Genomic DNA, 16,621 nt, shown 5'->3' on the forward strand with positions numbered 1-16,621 from the left:
ATGAAACCGTTATCCCGATAAAAAGCCGGGATAACGGTTAAAATACAGCGGCGTTAAACTACTCTCCCGAAGGGAACAGGAACGGATTCACCGCACTGCGGGCAAAACCTTCTTCTTCTACCTTGGCGTCCAGCACCAGCGAGGCTAAATCATCGGCCACCGGCTCAACGTACTGATCTTTCTCCTGATACAGAATCTTCAGGTAGCTTCCACAGTCGCCGCAGCTTTCCGCTCTGACCGGGGCACTTTCGCTGTCCAGCGACCAGTAATTCAACTTACCTGTTTGTTCACAGTTGGAACACTTCACCCGTACCATATGCCATTCGCTTTCGCACAGGCTGCAATGCAGGTAGCGTAAGCCCGCTTCCGTACCGATATGAACCATGCTGGCTACCGGTGCGCTGTCGCAGATTGGGCAGTTATGACGGCCTTCGCCATAGTCAGCGCGAGCCTTGCCCGGTATTTGAGTCGCCATTTGCGCCCAGTAAACCGACAGCGCCGCCCACAGGAATGGCGCTTTATCGCTGCCTACTTTACCGATTTCGCCGGTCAGCAGGTCAGTGGCCAGATTTTCCAGCTCCTGAGTGCCCATCTTCTTCAGCGATTCCAGAACCGGTAATACATGCTCCGGCGCTTCCGGCTCCAGCTCGGCGATAATCGCCGACAGCAGCTGTTGCCAGTGCTGAGTGCGTGGGAAATACTTCACCGACAGCGGTGGATTTCCGGTGGCCGCCGAGGTTTTCAGCGTCTCGGAGAGGTCAATGTTTAACGGATGATCGTGTTGAGCATGGCTCTGGGCATCCACCACCGTCGCGACAAACTTCAGGTAGTCACCTAACGGATGGTTTTCAGCCAGCTGGCGCAGGCGCTCAGCACGACGGGAATAGAGACTCTTTAAATTGGCAAATAACAACGGCGGGATTGCTCCCGCCGTTTTTGCCACTTCGTCCGGGGAGACGATGCGGATACTACTCATTCTTTTTTTCTTCCTCGGCTACAACTTCACGATACCAACGAGGATGATGCTTGGCGGCCCACTTGCGGCTGACCTTGCCTTCTATCATCCCGGTTATAGAACCTTTCACCCAGAATGCCATATAAATATGGATAAGGATAGCGTGAATCAGCACGATAGCCGCTACGGCATGGATCATTAAACCTAAGCGGATAGCCCATATCGGGAAGAACTCAGCAAAGTAAGGACGCCAGATAATCACGCCGCTCACCAGCAAAACAAGGATTAACCCCATAATGCTCCAGAACATCGCCTTCTGACCCGGGTTATATTTACCCACGTCAGCCACTTCATGCTCTTTGCCTTTCAGTACGTCAACAATATGGACGAACCAACTGATATCCTCTTTCTTCGGGATGTTGTGTTTCACAAAGCGGAAAAACATCAGTACCAGCACACAGAAAATCAGTACGCCAAAGAAGGGGTGTAAAATACGCCCCATCTGCGGTGTACCAAACGTCTGGGTTAACCAGCTCAGAGTCGGGAAGAACATCGCAATACCGGACAACGCCACCAGAAAGAAACAGATGACCACTGTCCAGTGACACGCTCGATCGATAAACGAGACTCGTTTAATCATCTTACTTTTCTTCATGATCCTCCTCCTCGTCATCGTCTTCATCTACTTTGTTCGGCCCAACGCCGATGTAGTGATAAATCAGGCCTGCGAAGCTGGCAACAAATGCGGCTGCTGACAGCGGTTTCAGAACACCTTTCCAGAAGCCAACCACCGGGCTGATGACCGGATCTTTCGGTAAGCCGTGATACAGCTCAGGACGATCAGCATGGTGCAGCACATACATTACGTGTGTACCACCAACCCCTGCCGGGTTGTACAGACCTGCGTTCTCATATCCGCGAGTGTGCAGCTCGGCAACACGCTCTTCTGCCAGCTGAATCATTGCCTCTTTGGTGCCAAAGTGAATGGCGCCGGTCGGACAGGTTTTCACACAGGCTGGTTCCTGACCTACGGTTACCCGATCGACACACAGGGTACATTTGTACACCCGGTTATCCTCTTTATTCAGACGAGGAACGTTGAACGGACAACCGGCGATGCAATAGCCACAACCGATACAGTGTTCTGACTGGAAGTCGACGATACCGTTAGCATACTGAATGATCGCACCCGCAGACGGGCACGCTTTCAGACAGCCAGGGTCGCTACAGTGCATACAACCGTCTTTACGGATCAGCCACTCCAGCTTGCCATTTTCTTCCACTTCAGAAAAACGCATGACAGTCCATGATTTGGCGCTCAGGTCTGCCGGGTTGTCGTAGACACCCACGTTATGACCGATTTCATCACGAATGTCGTTCCACTCTGAACAGGCCACCTGACAGGCTTTACAGCCGATACAGGTGGTGACGTCAATCAGCTTCGCCACTTCTTCCTGGTGATGACGCACCTGTGGAGGCGGCGTCAAAGCGTTGGTGGCGGAACGCTTAATAATGTCTTGAGATTGCATTGACATATTTTCTCTCCGTTACACCTTTTCCACGTTAACCAGGAACGCCTTGTACTCTGGCGTTTGCGTATTGGCATCACCGACGAACGGTGTCAGGGTGTTAGCCAGATAGCCTTTTTTGGCTGCACCGACAAAGCCCCAGTGAATCGGAATACCGACGGTTTCCACATCCTGACCGTTAACTTTCAGGGTGCGAATACGTTTAGTCACTACCGCTTTGGCTTCAATATAGCCACGCTGAGAGCTGACTTTCACCGTATCACCGTGCTGAATACCTTTCGCCTGAGCCAGACCTTCACCGATTTCAACAAACTGCTCCGGCTGAGTAATGGCGTTCAGTACGGAGTGCTTGGTCCAGTAGTGGAAGTGCTCCGTTAAGCGATAGGTGGTACCCACGTATGGGAAGTCTTTCGCCGATCCCATATTCGCCAGATCCGCTTTAAATACGCGGGCTGCCGGGTTAGAGATCACGTCTTTATGCAGCGGGTTAGTGCTGATTGGTGTTTCAAACGGCTCGTAGTGCTCAGGGAACGGACCTTCGGCCATTTTATCGGTGGCAAACAGACGGCCCATGCCTTCGTTTTGCATGATAAACGGACCAACATCACTGCCCGGAGGTGCCGCGCTGTAGTCAGGAACATCAATCCCTGTCCATTTAGCGCCATCCCACTCTATCAGCTTACGTTTTGGATCCCATGGTTTGCCCTGAACATCCGCTGATGCACGGTTGTACAGAATACGGCGGTTAAGCGGCCACGCCCATGACCATGCCAGCGTGTTACCCAGACCGGATGGGTCAGAGTTATCGCGACGGGCCATTTGGTTACCTGCTTCAGTCCAGCTACCGGTGTAAATCCAGCAGGCGCTGGAGGTGGTACCGTCATCCCGCAGTTGAGCAAAGCTGTCGAGCAGTTGGCCTTTCTTGAGGATCACTTTGCCGGTGGCATCGGTGATATCTGCCAGGGCACGACCGTTAGACTCTTTCGCCATCTCTTCAGACTGAGGATGCATTGGCTCCAGATAGTTCCAGGTCATATTCATCAGTGGCTCAGCACCGACGGCGTTAGCGCCATCCTGTGCATACAGCTCACGGATTTTGAATAACAGACCGGCCAGGATTTCACCATCAGTTCTGGCTTCTCCCGGTGGTTCGCCGCCCTTCCAGTGCCACTGTAACCAGCGACCGGAGTTAACGATAGAACCATCTTCTTCAGCAAAACAGGTACAAGGCAGACGGAACACTTCGGTTTGGATTTCCGCTGGTTTCACGTCGTTTTGCATACCATGATTTTGCCAGAACTCTGCCGTTTCGGTGTTCAGCGGGTCAATGGTGACCAGATACTTCAGTTTCGACAGTGAGCGAACAACTTTATTTTTATCCGGGAACGAAGCAACCGGGTTAAAGCCCTGGCAGACATAGCCATTCACTTTGCCCTGATCCATCATTTCGAAATACTTCAGAACGTCGTAGCCCTGATCCCATTTTGGCAACCAGTCATAGCCCCAATCGTTGTCTTTCTGGGCTTTATCACCATAGAAGCTCTTCATCATGCTGATAAAGAATTTCGGATAGTTGCCCCAGTAGTTCACCTGATCCGCCAGCGCTTTTTTCGGCGTGTTGGCATCCAGGTAAGTTTGCAATGTTGGCTGCTTTTCTGACGGTAAGGTCAGGTAGCCCGGCAGAGACTGTGACAGTAAGCCAAGGTCAGTCAGACCCTGAATGTTGGAGTGACCACGTAAGGCGTTAACCCCACCACCGGCCATACCCATGTTACCCAGCAGCAGCTGAATCATAGCCATGGTACGGATGTTCTGAGCACCAACGGAGTGCTGGGTCCAGCCCAGGGCATACAGGAACGACGTGGTTTTATCGACGGCGCTGGTTTCAGCAATCAGTTCACACACTTTGATAAAGTCATCCTGCGGCGTACCACAGATATTACTGACCACTTCAGGGGTGTAGCGACTGACGTGTTTTTTCAGCAGGTTCCATACGCAGTTTGGATCGGTCAGCGTCGGGTCGCGCTTGGCGAAGCCGTCTTCACCAACCTGATAGTTCCAGGTGGTTTTATCATACTGACGTTTTTCTGCGTCATAGCCGCTGAACAGCCCGTCTTCAAAGGTAAAGTCTTCACGCACCAGCAGGCTGGCGTTGGTGTAAGCCTTCACATATTCAGCATTGATCTTGTTGTTTTCCATCAGGTAAAGGATAACCCCTGACAGGAACGCAATATCAGTACCGGAACGAATAGGCGTGTAGAAATCGGCAACGGAGGCCGTACGGGTAAAGCGTGGATCGATGACGATCAGCTTAGCGTTGTTATGGATTTTCGCTTCCATCGCCCAGCGGAATCCTACCGGGTGCGCTTCGGCTGCGTTACCGCCCATCACGACGACGAGGTTTGCGTTTTTGATGTCAACCCAGTGGTTGGTCATCGCACCGCGACCAAATGTTGGAGCAAGACTTGCTACCGTTGGTCCGTGTCAGACGCGTGCCTGGTTATCGACAGCGAGCATACCGAGCGCCCGCGAAAATTTCTGAGTCAGTAAACCATTTTCATTGCTGGAAGCAGAGGCAGCGAGTAATCCGGTGGTTAACCAACGGTTGACGGTTACGCCACTTTCCGAAGTTTGCTGGAAGTTTGCGTCACGGTCTGCCTTCATTAATTTGGCAATACGGGTAAAAGCGTCATCCCAACTGATTCTCTGCCATTTGTCAGAGCCCGGAGCACGATATTCCGGATATTTCAGACGACTTGCGCTGTTAACATAATCAATCAGCCCTGCCCCTTTAGGACAAAGCGCACCGCGGTTGACCGGATGATCCGGATCTCCCTCTATGTGGAAAATGCTGGCTTTGGCATTTTTGGCACTATCACCCATGCTGTACATTAACAGCCCACATCCCACCGAACAGTAGGTACAGGTATTACGTGTTTCCTGAGCGCGTAACAGCTTATAACTACGCGTCTCTGCCAGCGCCATCGAAGGGGCAAACCCCAGCGCTGCTGCCGTTGTACCTGCCATACCGCCAGCGCAGATTTTGAAAAACTGCCTTCTGCTGACCTGCATGGTTTTCTCCTTTTTTCTTATTACTGTTACATTGCTCGAATAAATTCACGTACAAACACTTTGCCGGTTACTGGCTTGCTTAAGGATTATTTAGCAATTTGTTATTGCTTTCTTAGCAAATCGAACCAAAAAAGAAAAAATATAACCAATAGACTGTCTTCTTCACCAGATGCGCCAGTTGTTCCAACTAACCAATTAAAGACATTATTATTGTACGAAGATAGAATAGTGATTAACTTGATCCATCTCGTAAATGTTACAAAAATTAACTTTTTGTTGGCTATTTTCGTTGCATTTGTACCTCTAATGTTAACCCGAAAATAATATTCATCAAGTCCCCAATATTCGAAGGCCTATACGTGAAAACCGATATCCCTGTGCAAAACGACTGTTCTCAATCTGTTGTTGGTGTGAAGCAGCTTACCGTGCGCCGACACAACGCTTTAAACGCACCCGAGCCAGACTGGGTTGCAGAGGAGGTTCCGGTTGCTCTGAGCTATAACGGTATCTCTCATGTGGTGATGATGGCTACGCCAAAAGAGCTGGAAGAATTCGCTATTGGTTTTTCTCTGGCGGAGGGAATTATTGAGTCGCCGCAGGAAATTTACGGTATCGATATCAACAACGGTTGTAACGGTATTGAGGTAGAGATTGAGCTGGCTACCCGTCGTTTTGTCGGGTTGAAGGAGAGGCGTCGTGCCATGGCCGGTCGCACCGGTTGTGGTGTATGCGGGGTTGAGCAGTTGGGTGAGGTTTTACGCCCACTTAAGCCGCTGCCGTTTACTCAAACCTTCGATCTGGGTCTGTTGGATGGTGTGTTGCCGCAGTTGAATAAGGTGCAAATCGTGGGTCAGTTGACCGGTTGTACTCATGCTGCGGGTTGGGTCTCTTCTGAAGGGCAGATGCTGGGCGGCTGTGAGGATGTGGGTCGTCATGTGGCGTTGGATAAGCTGTTGGGCGTGCGGGCGAAGCAGGGCTGGCAGCAGGGTGCGGTGTTAGTTTCCAGCCGTGCCAGTTATGAGATGGTGCAGAAAGCGGCGATGTGTGGGGTGGAGATTTTGTTTGCGGTTTCGGCGACTACGTCGCTGGCGGTGAAGGTGGCGGAGGAGTGTAATTTGACGTTGGTGGGGTTTAGTAAGCCGGGGCGGGCGACGGTTTATACCTGTCCGGAGAGGATTATTGTTAGTTAGATTCTGTGGGTGTTCCGGCCGTAATGACAATGTGAGTATATAACCGTTGTGCCCGGCCGGGAGACCATCTGTATTTAGGTGCGGAGTGCGTCGGCTCGGGATTTAATCTTGTGGATATTCCGGCCGTAATGGCAATGTGAGTATATAACCGTTGTGCTCGGCCGGTAGACCATCTGTACTTGAGTACGGAGTGCATCGGCTCGAGATTGGGGTTTGGTTTGCTCTTGTGGATGTTCCGGCCGTAAATAGCAATGTAAGTATATAACCGTTGTGCTCGGCCGGTAGACCATCTGTACTTGAGTGCGGAGTGCTCCGGGCCTAGCCGGGCTACGGGCACTTCGTTGGCTTACGCCAAGTCGACCCCCACGCCCGTCTCTCCCTCCGTTTAGCTGCGTTTATGTTTAGTTGGTTTAGTTGGTTTAGTTGGTTTAGTTGGTTTAGTTGGTTTAGTTGGTTTAGTTGGTTTGGGTGTTTTGGGTGTTTGGCTGTTTGGCTGTTTGGCTGTTTGGCTGTTTGGCTGTTTGGCTGTTTGGCTGTTTGGCTGTTTGGCTGTTTGGCTGTTTGGCTGTTTGGCTGTTTGGCTGTTTGGCTGTTTGGCTGTTTGGCTGTTTGGCTGTTTGGCTGTTTGGCACTATCGGACTTTATTTGTAGTTTAAGAGATAGCTGGAATGAATATATTTAAGGAACAAACCGTGAATAAAGTAAGGGTGTTATGGATAGGGTTATTGGTTTGTATACTTAGCGGTTGTAATGATAAATCGATAAACCATGTGCTGATTAGTCAGGATAGTCCAAGGGTGTCGGTACAAGGTTCCATACCCCCGAATACCGCATTAAATTTTCATTCCAGCTACAGCTCAACACAATGTTCAGAGACCAGGCTGATTACACCCGGTGGGGATTTTCTGCATCCTAAATGGATAGAACAAGATATCTCTTCAAGTATTAATAAAGTGTACCGGGCGTCATCCGTCAGTCAAAAATACGATATCTCTGTACCTACCGGGCCAATAGGAAGCTGTAAATGGCGTTTAGATAGCATTAAGGCCACATTCGTTTATACAGATAACACTTCCCCCCAAAAGGATGATAAAGGATTATCCTATTCTTATACGTTTACAGACAGTGCTAATGTTGATGAAGACGCTAACAGGCTTGCTTTAAATCCAACGATTTATCCTATCGATATTAATTCGCTGAATAATGGTGTCAGCACTCAGGAACGGCGGCTTGTCACCAGTGACAGTAGAGCCAGTGAATGGTTTCAGGCCAACCGAACTGACTACTCTCTTAATTTTTCTGCCGCCAAAAATATCGCTATTACGCTGACGCCGGTTATGGATTCGGATTATCGGGTACAAATTGATACCTTTTTTGAATCCAGTACTAAGGACTTAAAAAAATATTCCAGCAGAACAATAAAATACCCTGATGGTACAACCTATTTTTATAGTACTGAAAAGAGGCAGGATGCGCCAAAAGGAGCCATTGCCTGGTATAAGAATAGGCCCAGAGAATTTTATACATCCGTTATGCCTGAATCCCGGATTCATTCTTTGATGCAGAGTAATGATCCTGCTGCACAAAGGTTATTAGCTCAAATATATGAATCAGGCAACGCTATTCCTGAAAGTAAACAGGAAGCAAAAGCACATTATTTAATAGCCGCAAAAGGTGGGGATATAGCGGCTATGTTATGGATGTTATCGCAGGCGAAATATAGCCAGAATAATCAGGACATTGAATTTTGGAAAAATAAGCTGGCAAAAATTGGCAGTAATCATTCGTTATTTGAGCAGGCTACACATCATCTTTGCATTGGTGAGAATACGGAAACGGCATTAAATATAATAGATAACCTTGCCGATATGGCTATCTGGAGTGAAGAAGCGCGAAGCTTTAATAACTTTTGGCGGGGTGCTGGTCTTGCTGAAAGGCAGAAGTGGCTTAATGGGTGTCGGGATTTGAAGGCGGATAGAGTTAATTAATGAAGGGGTGGTGTTTGGCATCTCTTTTGGCGTCACTAACGTCTATTTACATTCTGCCAGTTGGTTGTTTGATTACTCGCACAGCCTCGATTAAGGGATAATATATTCGATACTATTGTCTGTATCGACTCGCTATCTTTCTTGAGGTGTGCAGAATTCGAAGTATCCGAACTTCACCGGGTTCTATCACATACACAATAATAAAAGGAAATCTGGCAACCGTCAGTTTACGATGCTTTCCAAACTTTCCCGCCACGACACCAGCTTGTGGATTATCTTCCAACAGCCCAGCCAGCATAATGAATTTCTCATCTGCAGCACTAGCTACTGGTAGCCCAGCCTCTCTGTACAAATAGAGGAAGATATTTTTTCTGTCTATTTGCGCCTGAGTTTCCCACAACACAATAGTCATAGTTTGCCTTGTGATGCCAATTTTTTCAGAGTATCTATTTGTTGGGTCATCTCATCATTGCTGACAAACTCCCCCTTTCCTTCATCGTAGCGACTGAATGCCTGATTTATCTGCTGTTCCAGCCATTCATCGTTTGCACTGTTTTGATATGCTCTTTCTTCTGCAGCCAGTTCCTCTGCCCGCTGACGCATTAATTCAGTCAGACTTTGCTTATGGCGTTCTGCCGCTTTCATTGCCAGACGCTTGGTTTCTTCATCTATGCGAAAATGGATTGTGGTCATAACCCGCCCTCTTTTGTGGTGTCATTTGTGTTGTCATTATAGTTCGTTACTGTACACCTGTCAGTTTTATGATTGTTTTCGTTCTGGCTCATGTTTGTTCAGCATTTTAGTATTTCTACATTCTACAAGGGATGGCATCCGCCATCCCTTTCCTGTTCCATTAACTTCTGTTCACGTTTTGCATCTGAAATAGCTGGGTGGTTGATTGTTCGTATAGCTCAAGCAGTATGGGGATGATATGGGCGGAGGCTTTTAACCATGCGCCGAGTTGTCCGAGGTTTTGTGGTTGGGGTTGAATTCCGTTTTCCAGTGACTCTCCTGTGTATAGCAGCCCGTGGCATAGCCCTTCGATGGATTCGGCGGCGATGCTGCTGAGATCGTGTAGTTCGATGTCGCTGAGTTGGGTGTATTGCAGATCGGCGATTAGGGTGCGGAGGATGGTGATTGAGGTGTCGGGGGTGGTTTCGGTAAAGGTGTTAGTCATTTTAATACTCCGAGTAAAAATATTTGATAACACTCGAGACGCTAAACTCGGGTGGTAGCTCAGGCGGGGTTAGCGTTACCGGACTCGGAAACCGGCGCTTCTTTCGAAGCCCCTACCTGAGCCACCATAGTTCTGGATGGATCAAGGCATGCGGCATTATGCCACAGAATAACCGAGTATATCTGATACGGAACGCTAATTTCCGGCTACGGATTTTGCCGCAGCAAGGTGACTATATGCTTGAGGTTTTGTTAATGAAATAGGCTGGGGGGATTTACATGGAGTTGTATGTGGATATGGAATGTGTATCGCAGGAAATGGGGGTTTACTCGTCAATTCACTGGGATAGTTAAACAGGTATTGGTTGTATTGGCGCATACTTGAGCTAATTCCTTTACTACGCTGAATCCAGCCAGAGTTAATAATTAGCTTAGTGTCAAAAGCGAACACTTAAGAAAATCAAGTTTAGCTCTCCTTTTCAGCTGTATAAATCATGATTCATATAGCTCTACATCATTCCATACGCATCTAAAAAAATAAAGGTCAAACTAATGAGGCGACAAAATGCATGATGGCTAGAATAATAACCATAAACTTAATTCATTATTTTTCTCTAAACGAGTTAATTATTTTTTTTGATGCTTTCAACCCTGATAAAAACCTAGTTTCCAATATTGGCTCATTATATAGCTCATCAATTTTATCAAGAGTAATTTTATTTGTTATTTTTTCTTTTGAAAACTCTTTTTCATAATGGTGGAGTAATCCCCATATTATTTCTTCAATTTTATTTATTTTTTTAATGGATATAGTACTGACTAAAAAATCACTTTTAGCATTTTTATCGTACAATCTTAAAGCAGCCATAATATTCCCTGGGATATCGTTTATATTATTCATTGGTCTAACAATTGCATGATCGCTTTTACCATAACATGCATAAATAATTTTAGCTTCTCTAGGTATTAATCGATTTATTAATATTGTTTTCTTTAGTGTGTCAGTTATCCCCAAGGAGTCCAATTGCTTATGTGAAACGGAGGTATAATCACCATCACATACTTTATAAATAGTACTTATAATAGTTATTATTTCTTTAAGATCAGGAAAAATAGCAGGGGTAAAAAAATAACCCCAATATTCCTGTTGCACATTGTAACTTCTAAGTATTTTTAGCTCGGAAGAGTATTTGATATTAATATAATCTAAATCAGCATCAAGTTTGGTTTTATTTGATTTTTCAACTGGATGATTGATAAAATTAAATAATGAAAGAAGATAACTATCGAGTTGATGAGGTTCATAGTGGCTAGAAAATTCATTTTCAATCGATTTTTTAAGTTCTTTCAAATTCTTAAAGAAATCGAGATTTGCTAAAATAAATGCGTAAAAATTAACATATGCCGAAAGTGCGCTTTGTAATGTAACGTAAGCGCTAACCCTATCATCAATTTTAGCGTTACTTTCATTCGTAAATACTCTATTTTGATTAAGTTTATCCTCAACGTTCAATTCATATTTATTTTTAATTATAATTTTCAAATCATCTAATTTTTTACTTCCTCGATAAATAATCCGTTTATCACTAAATCCCGCATTATTCGATCTAAGGTGTTTTTGAAAAAAATTTTCATAATAAGCTTCCTTAGAAATAGTATGTTTTCTTTTTTCCTGATTAAAAGATAATGCCATTAAAATACCACCATGATTTTTTAAATTATTTGAAGATATTGCTTCTTTCAAAAAATCAAGGCCATCCTTTCCTGCAGAGTTATCATATGCGAATACAAGAGATTGGCGGAATGAAGTTCTTAACTCATCATACAATATATGTATGGTTCCAGTTTCACTATTTCTGTATAAATCAACCCTATACTTAAAGAAGGTATTTTTTTTCCTAAGTAACTCTAGTATTGATAATCTTATTATTACTGGAGCCAAATTCTTCTCATCAAAAACTTTGAATCCATCAGTGATATTATAAACATTAAAATACTCATCTAATAAAGTTTCAGGCTGTAACTTGTCTCGTATTTTTTTATTTAAAATACTTAACTCCCAAGTAAGATTCAACTTCAACTTAGTATTATTGACAGCAGAAACCAATCTAGGATTTGATGTCAATATATTAATCTTTCTAAGAAATTCATTTTCTTGCTTTGGATTTTTTTCTAAATGGTAATGAGAGATGAGAGACAATATCCTTTCTTGAATTTCAGAAGGACAATTTAATACGATTCCCTCTAGCTCATCCACGAGCTGTATTTGGTCGTAATAGAGATCAATTGCAGTATTGTAGAAAATGCCTGTCTCAAAAATACTTGTTAATCGAGATACCACATCAGAACTCATCTGTTATGTCCTCAGCAATGAATCGCTTAGCCCTCTTGGGATTGAAAATCAAGAGTAGTTCGTTACCATAATTATTCACTAATAACAATAGCAAATCAAAAAAAAAACCATTGTATTTCATGTTTTTTCATCGCTGATTACCATTGATTCTGAAAACCGACTGAGTAATAGCTCAGATATCTTTTACTAACAGATGGAGTTAATATGCAAAACAATGATCTTTTAGGCAACATTCCGGTCATTTCCTCTTTGGAAGGTGAGTTAATTCCCACATCAAGTACAGATGGAGGCTACGTACAAGGGTTCCGTGATGGACTGTCCGTAGGTGTAACGGTGGGGTATGGGGAGGCTATTGCACAAATTCAGAATATTTTACCTGAATTGATTCGTCAGGCGATTATGAATTTACCTGATGTTAAAACGGCTTTATCCGACGGTCTAAGACATGGGAGCCCTAGCTGTGGTAAAGCCTTGGTAGAAATTTATCGCTATGGTAACCAGCTTAAATAACTCTTACTTGCAGTAGTTTAACGTACAGCCATTGTGATTTTTAGCTCGCAATGGCTTTTTATGAGAAGCCCACACAAAATCATTAATTAGTAGCAAGGTATTATATGTTTTATCCCACATGTTTTTCGGACAACTTAATCGAATATTAAATGTAAGTTCTGGCGAGAAGATAAACGATGACCTCCGCTTTTCACTCTTAACTGACATATGTTGCTGAAGCTTTTCTCAAGCAACACATCACTTACAAAGCCGAAGTAAATTTTGTCGACGTAGTTCCACAAGCTAAGCGCCTACGACTCTCACTAAATATGCCTTTTGCAGAAATCAACGACCCACACGGATTATGCAAAGACGTTTCTAACGTTGGTCGTTGGGGTAATGGTGATGTTGAAGTCGGCTTTGAAAATCTGGAAGACCTGCCGCAGGTAATGGCATTAGTCACTCAGGCTTTTGAACGGCAAATGGACAACTAACATCCTGAAAGCAAACTACTGGCGTGGTATAAACCTCCAACCGCGCCAGCCATAAAACACCAAAACCACTACGGCAATCTAATACAAGAATCCGGCGTTTTATCACAATCAATAACCTGCTCAATCGTATGCCCCCCTCCCTTCTCCAGTTCAACTATCCACGGAGCAGGAACAGGCCTATCGCTCGTATCCTAATCACTAATAAGAAGATCAGCCTAGACAGTACGTTTAGCCAGTTTCTTTTGAAGTATGATGACCATTATGGGAAATCCAGATGCGGCTAATGCACTGACAACCAACAGTCTGTTTAGATTTTGCGTTGTTATTCCCTGGTCAGGTAGTAATAAGGAAGACAGAAAGAATGCGAGAGTTGTTATCAGGTACATCATTGCTGTCTGTAGTGAAGAAAAACTGGCTCGTTTTTCATCCTCAGGATACTGGACAGCAATTGCCGAAACGGAAACAAGTCGGCTATATGAGGCCCCTAGAAATAAGGTTATAAATAGAGTTGCATTATGATAGCTCATCGCAGGGATCAGCAAACTTGCTACAAAGAACAGGGTTGAAATTGTTGCCAACATCAGAGCGGATAAATGCGATGTTAGAACACCTGTTATTTTTGTAGACAGATAACCTGCAATCCCTCCACTTAAGAACAATAAGGGTAATAGGTTTTGTTGTGCTCCCATATACTGCATCATTAATGGAGTCAAAATGGGAATAATCAGCATTGGACTAAATTGTACTAGTCCAGCACAAGAGGCGAAAAGTAAGGTTTGAGTATCAATAGACAGGTTAGCCTTCACGCCTGACGTGGCCGTATCCTTGGGAATAATAAAGACTATCAACGGTAAAGATAACAGGCAAAGTGAGCTGATTAGCCACAGCGCGGTATGCCAACCATAGTGCGTGCACAAAAATAATACAGCAGGCATTCCGACAATACTGACCATCGAAAATGATGCAATCACCGTTGCCAGCATTTTTCCACGTAAGTTTGCTGGGGCATAATTTATCAAAATACTCATCCCCACTCCCATTGTTGTACCACCAACCAACCCCGCGCAAAATCGTAGTGCCAGAAGAATGTCAAAATCAGTAGTGAGTGTGGACAAAAATGTTAGTACTCCCAACAGCACCATATTCTTGATCAAGAATTGTTTTTTATTAAACCGGTCAATCCAATAAAAAGCGACAATTCCAGAAAGAACAGCCCCCAGAGTGTACATACCAGAGACATAGCCAGAAAATGATACCGGAACCGAAAACCCGTTTGCCATAAAAGCAAAAACGGGCGTTAACGCCATGTACTCCAGCGCATTAGTGAACTGGATAAAAGCCATTACGATGGCTATCCGCATGAGGGCTTTATGATTAAACGTCTGTGTGACCAGTGGCATAGCAAGCAACCTATGGATGAAAGATATCCTGAGTTTAACTGCTATCAATGATGTTAATTATATGGTAAAAATGGCTTTTATTATTATCATATGTGGGATAATTGATGCGTTCGGCTCTTGATTTTAATACCCTGAGAGTGTTCATTGCTGTGGTTGAAAGAGAAAGCTTTGTTGGGGCATCGAAAGTCCTTGAAATGCCGACATCAAATGTTAGTCGTTGCATTTCTCAGTTAGAAGAAAAACTGAATCTTCAGCTTATTGAGCGCAGCACCCGACATATGAAACTCACTCAGGCGGGGCACCTACTCTATACCCGAGCGAAACCATTACTGGAGGCGCTTGAGCAAACCGAGACAGAATTAACGTTGCGGCAAATGCAACTCAAGGGCCCATTACGCATCTGTATTCCCAATGAAATAGGTCCTGCATTGCTGGGTTCTGTTATTGCTGATTTCGCCTGTCAGTACCCGGACCTGGAGATCAGCTGTGTCACAAACTTGTCAGGTTTCGAATCCCTGCGAGACGATCTGGATTTAGCTATCATTATTACCCGTGGCCAAATGGATGACAGTGACTACATCGCCCGCCATCTGATGACTATCCCTTGCACTATTGTTGCAGCCCCCTCCATCATTCAGCGTTATGGTACCCCTTCTCATATCCAGCAATTTGAAGAATTACCCTGCATTACAACGGTAAGTGCACTGAAAGGTGCTCCCTGGCAGTTTGTCAATATCAAGGGGGGATTCGAGACAATTAAGGTTAAGGGGCATTATCGGGTAAACAGCGGAGAGATGGCAGGACGAGCTGCGGTATCCGGTGTTGGTTTTGCAATTCTATCGAAACAAACCTGCCAACCCTATATTAACGATGGACGGTTAATCGAGGTTAAGTTTGAACAATCGGCAGCCCCATTGCAATTGTTCGCACTTTATTCAAATCGGCGTTACTTGCCTGCTAAAACAAGAGCGCTCATTGATTTCATTCATCAGGAATTGAGCAATATATCCTTAGCAACATAACACTCGCCCCCGACAAACCTCCAACACCACCCCCCTCAACCAACGATGCCCCGGATCCACCTCTGCCCGGGGATGCCACATCTGCGACACTGTGATGCCTTTGGTTTTTACCGGCAGCTCAAAAGCCCTGAGTGTGGCGGTCGCGCCAGTCATTGACTGATTAATCAGAAAAGAAGCCGGAACCAACGCCACCAGATCCGATGCCTTAGCCACTGCCAGCGCCGCAGGAAAACTGGGAACCACAGCAGCAACCTTACGCTTTAAACCTGACTCCGCCAGCGCTTCATCTACCGGCCCGCTGATATGTTCACGGCGGGAAGCAACCACATGCCCGAAAGCCACATATTGCTCAACGGTAACTTCTGCTTCCCCGTCAAGAGGGTGCCCTTTTCTGACCACCCCCACAAACCTGTCTCTGAATAGCGCCTGCAAACGAATCTCCGGTCCCATCGCCCCTAAAACGCCGATTTCAAGATCCACCAGCCCTTCACGCAAATATCGGGAACTCTTCTCTGGCTTGGCGACAAACCGCAAACACACCAGAGGAGCCACCAGAGCAGCAGCGGCAATCAGCGCTGCGCCAAAAGCCTCCACAAAGCCATCGTTCGCCCGAATGGTAAAGGTGCGTTCCAGCGTGGATAAATCCAGTTCCGTTGACGAGGGGCGAAGCAACACCCGCGCTTCAAACACCGCGTTTTGAGTTCGCCCGCGTATCTGTTCAGCATAAGGGGTTAGCACCATATGGCGCCCGGCCCGAACCAACAGTGGATCGCCGGTGGCGGCGCGAAGGCGGCTGAGGGTTCGGCTCATTGCCGAAGCGCTTAACCCCAAACGACGGGCAGCACCGGCCACGCTCCCTTCAGCAAGAAGCACATCAAGCGCAATGAGTAAATTGAGGTCAGGTTCAGTCATACTGGCATAGTACTCCTGGCGAATGAATATGAGAAGGCGTC

General features: G+C 45.7%; 14 protein-coding genes and 1 pseudogene. 5 read left to right on the forward strand and 10 right to left on the reverse strand.

Annotation, left to right across the window (positions count from 1 at the left end):
- Positions 1-58 precede the first annotated feature (58 nt).
- Genes fdhE through fdnG form a run of 4 tightly spaced genes read right to left on the reverse strand, consistent with a single transcriptional unit; the run spans position 59 to position 5,556 of the window.
- Positions 59-976 carry a formate dehydrogenase accessory protein FdhE gene (gene fdhE / locus EKN56_RS19975; RefSeq protein WP_130593395.1) on the reverse strand — a complete coding sequence of 306 codons (918 nt, stop codon included), beginning with the start codon at positions 974-976 and terminating at the stop codon, positions 59-61.
- Positions 969-1,610 (reverse strand): formate dehydrogenase-N subunit gamma, encoded by a 642-nt coding sequence (fdnI, locus tag EKN56_RS19980; protein WP_267079638.1) that lies wholly within the window; start codon positions 1,608-1,610, stop codon positions 969-971. Before fdnI ends, fdhE begins: the two co-directional genes overlap by 8 nt.
- Positions 1,597-2,490, reverse strand: a complete 894-nt coding sequence (fdxH, locus tag EKN56_RS19985) for a formate dehydrogenase subunit beta (protein ID WP_130593396.1) — start codon at positions 2,488-2,490, stop codon at positions 1,597-1,599. Before fdxH ends, fdnI begins: the two co-directional genes overlap by 14 nt.
- 12 nt (positions 2,491-2,502) lie before the next feature.
- Entirely contained in the window at positions 2,503-5,556 is a 3,054-nt protein-coding gene (gene fdnG / locus EKN56_RS19990; RefSeq protein WP_130593397.1) for a formate dehydrogenase-N subunit alpha, read from the reverse strand.
- A 410-nt stretch (positions 5,557-5,966) separates the two neighbouring features.
- On the opposite strand from fdnG, the gene fdhD reads away from it, so the two are divergent.
- The gene (fdhD, locus tag EKN56_RS19995) at positions 5,967-6,746 is read left to right on the forward strand and encodes a formate dehydrogenase accessory sulfurtransferase FdhD (RefSeq protein WP_407656565.1); all 780 of its coding nucleotides are present in this window, start codon (positions 5,967-5,969) and stop codon (positions 6,744-6,746) included.
- A gap of 668 nt (positions 6,747-7,414) precedes the next feature.
- The gene (locus EKN56_RS20000) at positions 7,415-8,734 is read left to right on the forward strand and encodes a sel1 repeat family protein (protein WP_130593399.1); all 1,320 of its coding nucleotides are present in this window, start codon (positions 7,415-7,417) and stop codon (positions 8,732-8,734) included.
- A gap of 112 nt (positions 8,735-8,846) precedes the next feature.
- Here EKN56_RS20000 and EKN56_RS20005 read toward each other — a convergent pair whose 3' ends face one another.
- The 4 genes from EKN56_RS20005 to EKN56_RS20020 all read right to left on the reverse strand — a co-directional run bounded on the left by EKN56_RS20005 (position 8,847) and on the right by EKN56_RS20020 (position 12,263).
- Positions 8,847-9,146 (reverse strand): type II toxin-antitoxin system RelE/ParE family toxin, encoded by a 300-nt coding sequence (locus tag EKN56_RS20005; RefSeq protein ID WP_130593400.1) that lies wholly within the window; start codon positions 9,144-9,146, stop codon positions 8,847-8,849.
- Positions 9,143-9,427 (reverse strand): damage-inducible protein J, encoded by a 285-nt coding sequence (locus EKN56_RS20010; RefSeq protein WP_130593401.1) that lies wholly within the window; start codon positions 9,425-9,427, stop codon positions 9,143-9,145. Before EKN56_RS20010 ends, EKN56_RS20005 begins: the two co-directional genes overlap by 4 nt.
- Positions 9,428-9,587: 160 nt before the next feature.
- The gene (locus EKN56_RS20015) at positions 9,588-9,911 is read right to left on the reverse strand and encodes a hypothetical protein (RefSeq protein WP_130593402.1); all 324 of its coding nucleotides are present in this window, start codon (positions 9,909-9,911) and stop codon (positions 9,588-9,590) included.
- Between the two features lie 603 nt (positions 9,912-10,514).
- Positions 10,515-12,263, reverse strand: a complete 1,749-nt coding sequence (locus EKN56_RS20020) for a hypothetical protein (RefSeq protein WP_130593403.1) — start codon at positions 12,261-12,263, stop codon at positions 10,515-10,517.
- Between the two features lie 204 nt (positions 12,264-12,467).
- On the opposite strand from EKN56_RS20020, the gene EKN56_RS20025 reads away from it, so the two are divergent.
- Positions 12,468-12,773, forward strand: coding sequence for a hypothetical protein (locus EKN56_RS20025; RefSeq protein ID WP_130593405.1), 306 nt, complete (start codon positions 12,468-12,470; stop codon positions 12,771-12,773).
- Between the two features lie 209 nt (positions 12,774-12,982).
- Positions 12,983-13,246: pseudogene (locus EKN56_RS21045) on the forward strand (DUF5655 domain-containing protein); the annotation flags it as partial.
- A 215-nt stretch (positions 13,247-13,461) separates the two neighbouring features.
- On the opposite strand, the gene EKN56_RS20035 reads toward EKN56_RS21045, so the two are convergent.
- Positions 13,462-14,646, reverse strand: coding sequence for an MFS transporter (locus EKN56_RS20035; protein WP_130593407.1), 1,185 nt, complete (start codon positions 14,644-14,646; stop codon positions 13,462-13,464).
- Between the two features lie 104 nt (positions 14,647-14,750).
- On the opposite strand from EKN56_RS20035, the gene EKN56_RS20040 reads away from it, so the two are divergent.
- Positions 14,751-15,668: a LysR family transcriptional regulator gene (locus EKN56_RS20040; RefSeq protein WP_130593408.1), complete on the forward strand. Its 918-nt coding sequence runs from the start codon at positions 14,751-14,753 to the stop codon at positions 15,666-15,668.
- Here the strand turns inward: EKN56_RS20040 and EKN56_RS20045 are convergent.
- Positions 15,657-16,580: a LysR family transcriptional regulator gene (locus tag EKN56_RS20045; protein ID WP_130593409.1), complete on the reverse strand. Its 924-nt coding sequence runs from the start codon at positions 16,578-16,580 to the stop codon at positions 15,657-15,659. The two genes, EKN56_RS20040 and EKN56_RS20045, sit on opposite strands and share 12 nt — an antisense overlap.
- Positions 16,581-16,621: the final 41 nt, after the last annotated feature.

The organism is Limnobaculum zhutongyuii, from assembly GCF_004295645.1.
In the GTDB taxonomy this organism is placed as follows: Bacteria; Pseudomonadota; Gammaproteobacteria; order Enterobacterales; family Enterobacteriaceae; genus Limnobaculum; species Limnobaculum zhutongyuii.